This is a genomic window from Undibacterium sp. (assembly GCF_030683615.1).
Lineage (GTDB): Bacteria > Pseudomonadota > Gammaproteobacteria > Burkholderiales > Burkholderiaceae_D > Undibacterium > Undibacterium umbellatum.
Window position 1 is genome coordinate 61889 of the sequence record NZ_JAUXQE010000017.1, and the last position, 10064, is coordinate 71952.

The following is a 10064-nucleotide window of genomic DNA, read 5'->3' on the forward strand; positions in this document are numbered from 1 at the left end:
CCCAATATTCGGCCTCAGCCAACGAATACGTCTTTTAAACGCCCAGTGTTGGGCCGGGCCTCGCTAGGCTGATGAAACGTAGCCTAGCGAGGCCCGGCCCAAGCGAGACTATGACGTACAAGAGGAACTACTCCTCAACTACACATCAATAAGCAAGTAATCACCAAAGCTATCCTTGAGTGCGACAGCTCTTGCCATCAATGATTTGATACCCTCATTTTCCTTTGATGAGAGTTTCTTGCGCGTGATGTATCGTTCGGTTTGACAGTACATATCTAGGCTGAAATAGTGGACAAATAATTGATTTTCCTCTTGTTGAAGCAGGGCTTCGTAATGTACTTCATAGTGCTGGAAAATCAGGTAAATGTAGCTGCCTGCATTTGCTGTGCCAGCCCAATATACTTCTGCCCATTCTGTGTCATTAACATAGTCAAACAAAGCCCCTCTATTATTCTGAACTTGCAAGATGCCAGATAGCGTCTTGCTGCCATAGCGTTCTTGCCATAGCTCTGGAGACATATTTTTCACTGCATCACACATCTTGAGAAATGGCTGTACATCAGTAACGAGCAGCTCATATTCCAGGCTTTTCTCTATCATTCTTTCCAGTGGTGTAGCTTCTTCATTACCTCGCAGTACTTGACGTAGAAATTTCAACTGACCAGCGACGATGTGACTGTGCAGAATGTCACTGGGCTGCTCTGACCAGCCATTCATTTCAGTCAGAGGTGGCTTCCACAGTACATGCGGGTTTTCTTTATAAACCGGGCTATCGTCTTCAGAAAAATAGACGTTAATGGTCTGTCCTGTCTTTGGCAGGATTTCCGATAGTTTTAATTGCTTTACACCGCAATCAACATCAGCAGGCCTGCCCCACAAGACTGGTAAACGAATTTTCATCAGTTTGTTTCTCCTTTCTTTGTCACAGGCAAGATCCCAAACTTTTCCTCATACAAACCCACCAGCCAATCCACAAACACACGCACGCGTGGTGATAACTGGCGACGATAAGGATAAAGCGCGGTTAGTGGCAGAGGCGGGCTTTGCCAGTCGGCCAGCACCTCAACCAGGCTGCCATCGCGCAGGGCATCGGCGATATGGAAGCGCGGGAGTTGTATCAGGCCGCAGCCAGCAAGGGCGCAGGTCACATAGTTCTCGGCGTCATTGACTGTCATCCAGCCGCCGACATCAAATTCCTTCATCTGGCCGTCGATAGTCAACACGATGGGATAGTCTATCGCGGTCGTGCTGGAAAAAAACCTGACGGCCTGGTGCAGTACCAAATCGTCCGGATGGTGTGGCGTGCCAAATTTAGCCAGATAAGCCGGGCTGGCGCACAGTAGTTGCGGCATCAGCGCCAGGCGGCGTGCCACCAAAGTTGAGTCTCGCGGGTTGCCGCCACGTATCACGCAGTCGACACCTTCACGTACCAGATCGACCAGGCGGTCACCACTGCTGACCACCAGGTCTATGCCCGGATAACGGTCGCGAAACTCATGTATGCGCGGCAGCACGATTTGCGTCGCATGGGTGCCATGCATATCCACCCTCAACACCCCACGCGGGTTGGCGGCCACATGGCGCATGGATGCCTCTGCATCATCAAGCTCACTGATGATATGCACGCAACGTTCGTAAAAGGCCTGGCCATCCAGCGTCGTACGTACCTGACGCGTGGTGCGCTCCAGCAGGCGGGTGCCCAGGCGCGTTTCCAGTTGCTTGATGGCATGGGTGGCACTGGCCCTTGGGATGTCCAGCATATCCGCCGCCCGGCTAAAACTGCCGGTTTCAACGATGCGGGTAAAAAGTTGCAGGGTGTCCAGTTTATCCATGATTGTTGAGCTGGTTTGAATTGTGTTCTGAGTTTATCAGTATTTATCTCGTCAGGTTGAATGGTTAAAGTGTGTTCCAGGCAGACGCATCTGTCTGGGTAATCTGAATCAAGGAAAAAACCATGAACAAAGAAATGATTAAAACTGCCATCGTCACTGGTGGCTCACGCGGCATCGGTCAGGCCATATCGCTGCGTCTGGCGGCGGATGGCTTTGCCGTTGTTGTCAATTACGCAGGCAATCCCGTCAAGGCGCAAGAAACCGTCAGTGCCATACAGGCTAATGGTGGGAAGGCGATCGCTGTGCAGGGCGACGTGAGCAAGGCGGAAGACGTGGCACAATTATTTGCCACAGCCAAAGAAGTATTTGGCCGCATAGACTTGGTCGTCAATAGCGCAGGCAGCATGTCCATGACGACCATCAACGTCAGCAATATAGATGCCTTTGACAAGCTCATCGCCATCAATTTGCGCGGTAACTTCCTGGTGCTGGCGCAGGCTGCACAGCATGTAGAGAAAGGCGGGCGCATCATCGCCTTGTCCACCAGCGTGATTGCCAAATCCTTTCCTGCTTATGGTCCCTACATTGCCAGCAAGGCGGGGGTAGAAGGCTTGGTGCATGTATTGGCCAATGAGCTGCGCGGGCGCGAAATCACGGTGAATGCTGTCGCCCCTGGCCCGGTAGGCACGGAGATGTTCTTCCATGGTAAGACCGACGAGCAGGTCAGCAACATCGCCAAAATGAACCCCATGGAACGCATAGGAACACCAGCAGAGATTGCCTCTACTGTTGCCTTCCTGGCAGGCCCAGACGGTGCCTGGGTTAATTCACAAGTTTTGCGTGTTAACGGCGGTTTCGCCTAATTTACTTTTAAGGAAACAATCATGCCATTTGCAAATTTTAAATTCCCTGAAGGCATCATCGATGCTGCCCGCAAGGAAGAAATCATTCACCGCACCACAGCCATGTTCGTCGAGTATTTTGGCGAAGGCGTGCGTCCTTACACGATGGTGCTGGTGGAAGAAGTGACCGATGGTGGCTGGGGCCGGGCGGATGAAACTCTGACCCTGGAGAAGATGGGGATCAGTAGTACATCGCTCAAGTAGACCCATCATGACCCATCGTAGAACCATTGTAGATCCAGTGGGCTACCAGGGGCGGTCGGCAAATTCTTCCACCAAAAAATCCAGCAAGGCACGCACCGCGGGTGACAAATGGCGGCGTGATGGGAAGAGGGCGTAGATAGTCATGGGCTGTGCTGTCCATTCCGGCAAGATGATTTGCAAATCACCCTTGGCCAGATGGTCTGCCATCAGGTAAGTCGGCAGCAGGGTGATGCCTGAGCCAGCCAGCACCGCCTGCAATAACACCGTCGCATCATTGGCACTGAAGTGGCTGGCGATGTCGGTTTGCACGCTCTCATCCCTACGCATGAAGCGCCAGGTATTGCGGCCATAATTGGCATGGCTTAAGCAACGGTGGCCAGGCAAATCTTGTGGGTGTAAAGGCAAACCAGCCTGCCGCACATAGGCCGGTGCGGCCACCAATACCGAATCACAGACAGCCAATGGCCGCGCGATCAACAGCGGGTCGGGCTCACTGCTGATGCGTATCGCCAGGTCTATACGCGCCTCCACCAGGTTGACTGTGCCGTCACCCACATGCAAATCGATCTTCAGCAGGGGATGCAGTGTAAGGAACTTGCTGATAACACGCGCCAGATGACCAAAGGCGAATGAGGTACTGCAAGTCAGGCGCAATTGCCCGCGCAATTCTGCATCATCGCTGCGGGTTTCTTCTTCGATGTTTTCCATCAGCGCCAGCATTTGCTGGCTGCGGCGCAGGCATTGTTCGCCCGCATCCGTCAGCGTCACGCTGCGCGTGGTTCTTTGCAGCAGGCGGGCATTAAGCCAGCCTTCCAGCTCACTCACATAACGCGTTACCATCGCCCGCGACATGTCCAGCTTGTCTGCCGTGGCGCTGAAGCTGCCACTGGTCGCCACCTCGCAAAACACCCGCATTGCTGTCAATCTGTCCATCATTACCCTCTTATTTGATCGAATTTTGAAACAGTTATGTGCATTTTAGCGGGTTTATCTGGTTGAAAATTGAAATTACACTGCAAGCACTGAATCGCTAAAGGTTCATGACCCGAAACTCAATGTATACTCACCTGGAGCCAAACCATGCTGCGCACTACCATCTTAGCTGCTACCCTCGCCGTCACTTTCGCCTCTGCCGAGGCAGCCACACCCTTGCAAGTCAAAGTCTATAACGCTGACGGCAATAGCTTTAATGTCAATTCCACCCTGGTCTATGGCGAGAAAGAAGCCATGGTCATCGACGCCGGTTTCACCCGTGCAGATGCACTGCGCATCGCCGCCAATGTGCTCGACAGCGGTAAACAACTCAAAACCATACTCGTCAGCCAGGCCGACCCTGATTATTACTTTGGCGTAGAAACCCTCAAAGAAATCTTTCCACAAGCCGATGTTGTCGCAACACCCGCCGTGCTGGAAAAACTGACCGCCAAAGTCGCAGGCAAAGTTGCCTTCTGGGGCCCTAAAATGGGCGCGAATGCACCACGTACACCCGTCCTGCCAAAAGCCTTGAACGGCAATAGTCTGACCGTGGATGGCCAGGTGGTCGAATTGCGTGGCAACCAGGGTTTGCTGGCACACCGTCCTTATTTCTGGATACCTTCCATCAAAGCCATCGTCGGCAACATCGGCGTTTTTGGCAACCTGCATGTATGGACAGCAGATACCCAGACCGTGGCAGAACGCAGCGCCTGGGTAGCTCAGTTGGATGAAATGGCCGCCCTGCAACCAAAAATTGTCGTACCCGGCCACATGAAATCCGGCACCGCCGTTGACATCAGCGCCATCACTTATACCAAGGCTTATCTGCTGTCGTTTGAAAAAAATGCAGCGGCGACCAAGACTGGTGCCGAGCTGATTGATGCCATGAAAAAAGCTTACCCTGATGCGCCACCAGGTTTGTCTCTGGATATCGGTGCCAAGGTGAATAAAGGTGAGATGAAGTGGTGAGTCTGGGTCAGTTAATTCACTAGAACGTTATCAAACACGGCGAACGATGGTTCGCCATGTTGTTACCTGCGAAGCGTAAAAAATATGAGCAACCTCGATATCATCAAAAGTACATACGAAGGCAAGACCTCGGAAGAAAACGGCAAGAACCTCCAGCGCTATCTGGCGACAGACACCAGTTGGACAGAGGCGAAAGGTTTTCCCTATGCTGGTACTTATATTGGCTTTGCTAACATACAAAAGAATGTCTTCTACCGTCTCGCCACAGAATGGCTGGACTACAAATTTACCGTAGAAGATTACGTCGCCAGCGGTGACAAGGTGGTGGCCTATGGCACTTATAGCGGCACCCACAAGGCAAGCCAGAAACACTTCACAGCCAGAGTCGCCCATCTATGGCAATTAAAGGACGACAAGATCATCCGCTTCGAGCAATTTGTTGATAGCCACAGCGTTGTTGACGCAATCAACTAGTTCGCACTACGCCCCACGCCGCTCACTCAACCCCTGCATGATCTCATTCGCCAGGCACTCAGCCGCTGGCGAATTGTTTTTCCTCCCCTTGATGAGCACTATGTCCAGCGGTGCTATCGGTTTCAGCCCTTCTGCCTTCCCTAGCCGCACCAGATGGGCAGGGGCGCTGCATTCTGCCAGTGCAGCAATCGCCAGGCCTGCTTCGACCATCGCCAGTATGCCCAGCAGGCTGGGGCTGCTGTAGGTGGAGTAATAAGGCAGGCGACTTTTATCCAGTGCGGCCAGGGTATGGGCGCGGGCGACGCAGCCCTTTTCATACAGTGCGACCGGCAACGGACTTTTTTTCCAGACAGCGTGTTTTTCTGCACCTACCCAGACCATGGGTTCACGGCGTATGAAGGCACCATCCAGATCTTCATCCCGTGTGACAAAAGCCAGGTCGATCACACCTTTCTTCAGCAAGGGTTTCAGCAATACACTCTGCAGGCACACCAGTTCTATTTCTACGCCAGTGAATCTTTTTGAAAACCTCTCCAGCACGGCGGGCAATAACGAGGATACATAATCGTCGGGTGAACCCAGTACCACCTTGCCCACCACTTGTTGCGTGCGCAAGGCATTCAGTGCCGCCTGTTCTGTCTGCAAAAGCTGGCGTGCATAAGGCAATAGGGTTTCACCGGCCAGCGTCAGGGCGATACGCCGGGTGTGTCTTTCAAACAGGGGCTGGCCAAGGCTGGCTTCGAGTTTGCTGATCTGCATGCTGACAGCGGCCTGTGACCTGTGCACGGCTTCTGCTGCACTGACAAAGCTCAGGCGTTCGGCGGCCAGCACAAAGGTACGCAACTGGCTGAGGTTGAGTTCCGGGAAATTCATGATTCAGCTTTTCGAAAGTATGAGTTCAATTTAATCAGCTTGTCTGATGCATGGGTAAAATCCATGATAGCGCAATAGTCATTCAGAGAGCAAAACATGTCTGCGCCAACGGCCATCATTCCATACAACCGTAAGGCCACCCTGGCTTACATCGCCGCCATGCTGATGCTGGCGACTTTGGGTATCTTCATTCATGAAGCAGGCCTCGATGCGGTGACCACGGTATTCTTTCGCTGCCTGTTCGCCGCCATCGCGCTGGCGCTGTATTGCGCTTATAAAGGCATGTTCATCGCCGCCAATTTATCGCGCAAGAACCTGGGGCTGGCGGTGTTTGGCGGTGTGCTCATGGTGGTGAACTGGGTGACTTTTTTTGCAGCCATACAGCGTATAGGCATTTCTGTCGCCACCATTGTCTTTCATGTACAGCCATTTATTGTCTTGTTGCTGGGGGCTGTGTTATTCCGTGAAAAAATCGCCACCAATAAGCTGGCCTGGATATGTCTGGGTTTTGCCGGGTTGGTGCTGGCCTGTGGCTTGCAAGTGAGTGGTGTGCAGATGAGTGGACAATACCTGACGGGCTTGCTGCTGACGCTGACAGGTGCATGCGCTTACGCTGGCGTCACCCTGACCACACGCGCCATGCGCAATATGCCGCCGCATCTGATCGCGTTGATCCATTGCCTGGTTGGTCTGATTTTGCTGGCGAGTTTGATTACTCTTCCGGTCGACGGCATCAAGATGCAGCAATGGGCCTGGCTGCTTGGTCTGGGCCTCCTGCCTACTGCCTTGGCGTATGTGTTGATCTACGGCGCACTACCCAACATGCCAACCAGCGCCATTGCGGTGCTGACCTTTATCTATCCGGCGATGGCGGTGGGGGTGGATTATCTGGTGTATGGACAGCGCATCAGCCTGCTGCAAATGGCGGGTCTGGTATTGATCGTACTGGCCAGCCTGGGCGTCAACCTTAACTGGTCATGGCGACGCGGTAAACTCAGGATAGCAGGGCAGTCTATGAAGTAAGGCTGCTTCTCATGGCCTGCGCCGGTTCAATACTGCCCACGGCACTTCATGATCGTGTTTGCCTGCCACCACGACATCGCCGTTGATATCGCTGATCCCGCACAGACCGACTCCATGGGCCCTGAATCCCAGGCGATCCTGGTGGTTGCTGTAATCGATGCGGTCATGATGGTGGCCGTGGAAGCTGCGGGTCACGCGCATGCTGCGTGCCAGCTCATCAATCACACTAAAACCATGCGGGTGGGCGCTCGGGGCCTCGTGGGTCACCAGGATGTCGGCACGCTGGCTGGCCAGGTAGTTGTAATCGGTAGGGAAGATGGAGCTGTAATGCTTGCGTGGCAAGCCTTCGCGCCAGCGGTTGTCTTTCCCGGCCTTGACAGTGTATTCCCTGGGCGTGTGAAAATTCTTGGCTCCTGGTGGCATCCAGATATGACCGCGAAACACCCCACCGAGACCGGCGACCTTGTACCCGGCAATCTCGGCAACACGTCCATGCAGGTTACGATGTGCGAGTGCCGATCCAAACAAATGATCGAAATCGGCATCGGTATCGGTGTCATGGTTGCCATGGATATACCAGACCTCGGTCAGGTCCATGATGATGGCCAGTTCCACTTCCAGGGGCTGTCTGGCTTGTAAATCGCCCAGAAACACGATGGCAGCAGGGCGCTTCTCCAGCACGGCATCAATCACATGCTGGAAATTGCCATGGGTGTCACCGCAGAAATAAATCTCTTGCTTCATGGTACATGTGTAGTCCGGTGCATGATATGCAGCGTTGCTTGAGTTGTGATGCAGACAATATACCTGAGAAACAATTTCGAATAAGATGCAAGTCTTAAATATTTTGTGAAATCTTGTGCAAATACACAGGTCTAGATCCCTATGTCCTTTTGGAAATGGCTACTGGCCGCAATCATCCTGATCTTCGCAGTCCAGCACTGGCGCAACCGGCCCTTGCCGGTGCCGCCTGGCAGCATTGCCCCCAATGATCCTGTCCAAACCATGCTTAGCAAGGGCACGGTCTATGAACAAAACAATTACAATCTGACAGCCCTGGCAGACTTTACCGTCGAAGCAAGGGTACTCTCGAAGCAGACGTATTCTTCTGACCGCGAAGCCCAACTTGCCCCGGTTGACCTGGCGCTGGGATGGGGGGCCATGTCAGATACTGCCGTGCTGGACAAACTATCGATAGGGCAGAGCAACCGCTTCTATTTTTATCGATGGGAAAAAGAACCACCCCGCCCAGCCTCTGAAATTGCTAGTCATAGCGCAAATATGCATTTGATCCCCACTACCTCAGCGGTGGAAAAAGCCTTGAAAGAGGTTCGCGTAGGTCAGGTCGTCAGGATCAAGGGCCAACTCGTCGAGGCCAAAGCAGCCGATGGCTGGCGCTGGCGCTCTTCCCTGACCAGGGAAGACACAGGGGCCGGTGCCTGTGAACTGATACGGGTAGAGGCTGTCGAGATTAAATAAATGCTTGCAGGCAAAATAACCTGAATTTGGTTCTGCTTTTCAATACCTTTGGTATAGCATCATGATGCTTTGTTCAAAAATATAGCACCCAGACGCAAAAGTGGGGGACACTTTGAACTCGTGTTTTGCTTGTGTCTGCCAGCATCATTCTTTGCTGGCCGCAGGTAGTTACTGATGGGCAGGGCTGGTACATCCCTGGTCAGCAGGATCAAATTCAAGGACAGGTTCTCCATGCGTGCTGTTGTTACTACCCCCACCCCTTATGCCGCCATGCTCGCGTTGATGCTAGCGTCGCTGGTCATGATCAGCCCATCTCAGGCACAGGGCAATGCCCATACCAATGCAGTTGCTGCCAGCTCAGCAAATTCGGCAAATTCGGCGAGTTCGGCCAGTGCCGCAGAGGCCACTGACGAACTGCCCAGCGTCGAAGTCAAAGCCGTCAGAGACCCGGCCATCCTGCCTTATAAAACCGCCTATGAGCTGATTTCCAAAGTAAGGGCGGCCAGCAAGGACAAGGTGGAAATTCTGATCCGCGTCATCTCAAACAAGACCCATGCGCCTATCCCCAATCTGGATATTTACCTCGACAGTAAAGAAACGCGAAAAAAACTGGACATCTCACCAACAGGTTACATTACCGTACCTCTGGACCCGGTAGCCTATGCCGAGGGTGCTGAATTTGTCACCAACCAGAAAAAAGGCTCGATGGAGGCTCATGTCCTGCTGGTGCCCAAGTTACCCAAGGATGTCTTCAAATATGCCGACATCAGCGAGAGTATCGACGCTGCACAATTGGCCATCAAAGAACTGGTGCCCTGGTATTTGCGCCTGTTCATGCCTTCAGTGAATAGCATAGGTATTTGCTACGCAGGGCAAAACCAGACTGTGCTCGTCAAAGGCAGTGAAGAGCAGCAACTGTCCGCCAACAGTGATGGAACCGACCCTCTCAAGAACAAAGTCCACTGCGCCAAATTTGTCGCCAAAGATGTGGCCAATGCCAAAGATAATCTGATCATGCCAGCGGCTGGCTGGCAGGCGATATTTATGTGATTCCTGGCGCATTTACCTTATAGATACTAGAACTCATTTCATAAATAGGGTGAGATGCGTTTGCCTCATAACGTGGGCTGGCAAGGCGGACGAGGCAGTCAATAGCTTTGCCTATTGACAACGAGTCCAACACAGTCCAGCACGCGTTATGAGGCAAACCCTTCGGGAACTGACGATTTGGGCGCATTGCAGCGTTGTGCCGCTTGCAAAGGCGGACGCCTTAGCTGCGCGTCACGTCTTGCACTGCATCCCAAATCGTCTTGTTCGCACTCATCCTATTTAT

Annotated in this window: 12 protein-coding genes; 7 read left to right on the forward strand and 5 right to left on the reverse strand. The window is 52.9% G+C overall.

The features are described 5' to 3' along the window. Positions 1-138 precede the first annotated feature (138 nt). Complete coding sequence (locus Q8K39_RS08555; protein WP_305259457.1) at positions 139-900, reverse strand: hypothetical protein; 762 nt, start codon at positions 898-900, stop codon at positions 139-141. After that, the gene (locus tag Q8K39_RS08560; RefSeq protein WP_305259458.1) at positions 900-1832 is read right to left on the reverse strand and encodes a LysR family transcriptional regulator; all 933 of its coding nucleotides are present in this window, start codon (positions 1830-1832) and stop codon (positions 900-902) included. The genes Q8K39_RS08555 and Q8K39_RS08560 overlap by 1 nt, the downstream gene beginning before the upstream one ends. A 122-nt stretch (positions 1833-1954) precedes the next feature. Between Q8K39_RS08560 and Q8K39_RS08565 the strand changes: the two genes are divergently transcribed. Next, positions 1955-2695 carry an SDR family oxidoreductase gene (locus tag Q8K39_RS08565; protein ID WP_305259460.1) on the forward strand — a complete coding sequence of 247 codons (741 nt, stop codon included), beginning with the start codon at positions 1955-1957 and terminating at the stop codon, positions 2693-2695. 21 nt (positions 2696-2716) lie between these two features. Continuing rightward, positions 2717-2938 carry a 4-oxalocrotonate tautomerase family protein gene (locus Q8K39_RS08570; protein ID WP_186956042.1) on the forward strand — a complete coding sequence of 74 codons (222 nt, stop codon included), beginning with the start codon at positions 2717-2719 and terminating at the stop codon, positions 2936-2938. A gap of 42 nt (positions 2939-2980) precedes the next feature. Here Q8K39_RS08570 and Q8K39_RS08575 read toward each other — a convergent pair whose 3' ends face one another. Then, entirely contained in the window at positions 2981-3874 is an 894-nt protein-coding gene (locus tag Q8K39_RS08575) for a LysR family transcriptional regulator (RefSeq protein WP_370868583.1), read from the reverse strand. Between the two features lie 144 nt (positions 3875-4018). On the opposite strand from Q8K39_RS08575, the gene Q8K39_RS08580 reads away from it, so the two are divergent. Further along, on the forward strand, positions 4019-4882 hold the full coding sequence (locus Q8K39_RS08580; protein WP_305259462.1) for an MBL fold metallo-hydrolase: 864 nt from the start codon (positions 4019-4021) through the stop codon (positions 4880-4882). Between the two features lie 84 nt (positions 4883-4966). After that, complete coding sequence (locus Q8K39_RS08585) at positions 4967-5356, forward strand: nuclear transport factor 2 family protein (RefSeq protein WP_305259463.1); 390 nt, start codon at positions 4967-4969, stop codon at positions 5354-5356. 6 nt (positions 5357-5362) lie between these two features. Here the strand turns inward: Q8K39_RS08585 and Q8K39_RS08590 are convergent, their stop codons facing one another. Further along, entirely contained in the window at positions 5363-6229 is an 867-nt protein-coding gene (locus Q8K39_RS08590) for a LysR family transcriptional regulator (RefSeq protein ID WP_186956034.1), read from the reverse strand. A gap of 96 nt (positions 6230-6325) precedes the next feature. Here Q8K39_RS08590 and Q8K39_RS08595 point away from each other — a divergent pair, with 96 nt between their 5' ends. Next, on the forward strand, positions 6326-7252 hold the full coding sequence (locus tag Q8K39_RS08595; protein ID WP_305259465.1) for a DMT family transporter: 927 nt from the start codon (positions 6326-6328) through the stop codon (positions 7250-7252). A gap of 9 nt (positions 7253-7261) precedes the next feature. On the opposite strand, the gene Q8K39_RS08600 is transcribed toward Q8K39_RS08595, so the two are convergent. Next, the gene (locus Q8K39_RS08600) at positions 7262-7996 is read right to left on the reverse strand and encodes a metallophosphoesterase (protein ID WP_305259467.1); all 735 of its coding nucleotides are present in this window, start codon (positions 7994-7996) and stop codon (positions 7262-7264) included. 141 nt (positions 7997-8137) lie between these two features. On the opposite strand from Q8K39_RS08600, the gene Q8K39_RS08605 reads away from it, so the two are divergent. Both Q8K39_RS08605 and Q8K39_RS08610 read left to right on the forward strand, forming a co-directional pair. Next, on the forward strand, positions 8138-8731 hold the full coding sequence (locus Q8K39_RS08605) for a hypothetical protein (RefSeq protein ID WP_186956030.1): 594 nt from the start codon (positions 8138-8140) through the stop codon (positions 8729-8731). Between the two features lie 174 nt (positions 8732-8905). Then, on the forward strand, positions 8906-9781 hold the full coding sequence (locus Q8K39_RS08610; RefSeq protein ID WP_305259469.1) for a hypothetical protein: 876 nt from the start codon (positions 8906-8908) through the stop codon (positions 9779-9781). Positions 9782-10064: the final 283 nt, after the last annotated feature.

Bases quoted from the DNA above. Each gene is read 5' to 3' on its own strand.
- Q8K39_RS08570 (WP_186956042.1), top strand. From the start codon at position 2,717: ATGCCATTTGCAAATTTTAAATTCCCTGAAGGCATCATCGATGCTGCC.
- Q8K39_RS08555 (WP_305259457.1), bottom strand. From the start codon at position 900: ATGAAAATTCGTTTACCAGTCTTGTGGGGCAGGCCTGCTGATGTTGAT.
- Q8K39_RS08575 (WP_370868583.1), bottom strand. From the start codon at position 3,874: ATGATGGACAGATTGACAGCAATGCGGGTGTTTTGCGAGGTGGCGACC.
- Q8K39_RS08610 (WP_305259469.1), top strand. From the start codon at position 8,906: ATGGGCAGGGCTGGTACATCCCTGGTCAGCAGGATCAAATTCAAGGAC.
- Q8K39_RS08580 (WP_305259462.1), top strand. From the start codon at position 4,019: ATGCTGCGCACTACCATCTTAGCTGCTACCCTCGCCGTCACTTTCGCC.
- Q8K39_RS08600 (WP_305259467.1), bottom strand. From the start codon at position 7,996: ATGAAGCAAGAGATTTATTTCTGCGGTGACACCCATGGCAATTTCCAG.
- Q8K39_RS08585 (WP_305259463.1), top strand. From the start codon at position 4,967: ATGAGCAACCTCGATATCATCAAAAGTACATACGAAGGCAAGACCTCG.
- Q8K39_RS08605 (WP_186956030.1), top strand. From the start codon at position 8,138: ATGTCCTTTTGGAAATGGCTACTGGCCGCAATCATCCTGATCTTCGCA.
- Q8K39_RS08565 (WP_305259460.1), top strand. From the start codon at position 1,955: ATGAACAAAGAAATGATTAAAACTGCCATCGTCACTGGTGGCTCACGC.
- Q8K39_RS08595 (WP_305259465.1), top strand. From the start codon at position 6,326: ATGTCTGCGCCAACGGCCATCATTCCATACAACCGTAAGGCCACCCTG.
- Q8K39_RS08560 (WP_305259458.1), bottom strand. From the start codon at position 1,832: ATGGATAAACTGGACACCCTGCAACTTTTTACCCGCATCGTTGAAACC.
- Q8K39_RS08590 (WP_186956034.1), bottom strand. From the start codon at position 6,229: ATGAATTTCCCGGAACTCAACCTCAGCCAGTTGCGTACCTTTGTGCTG.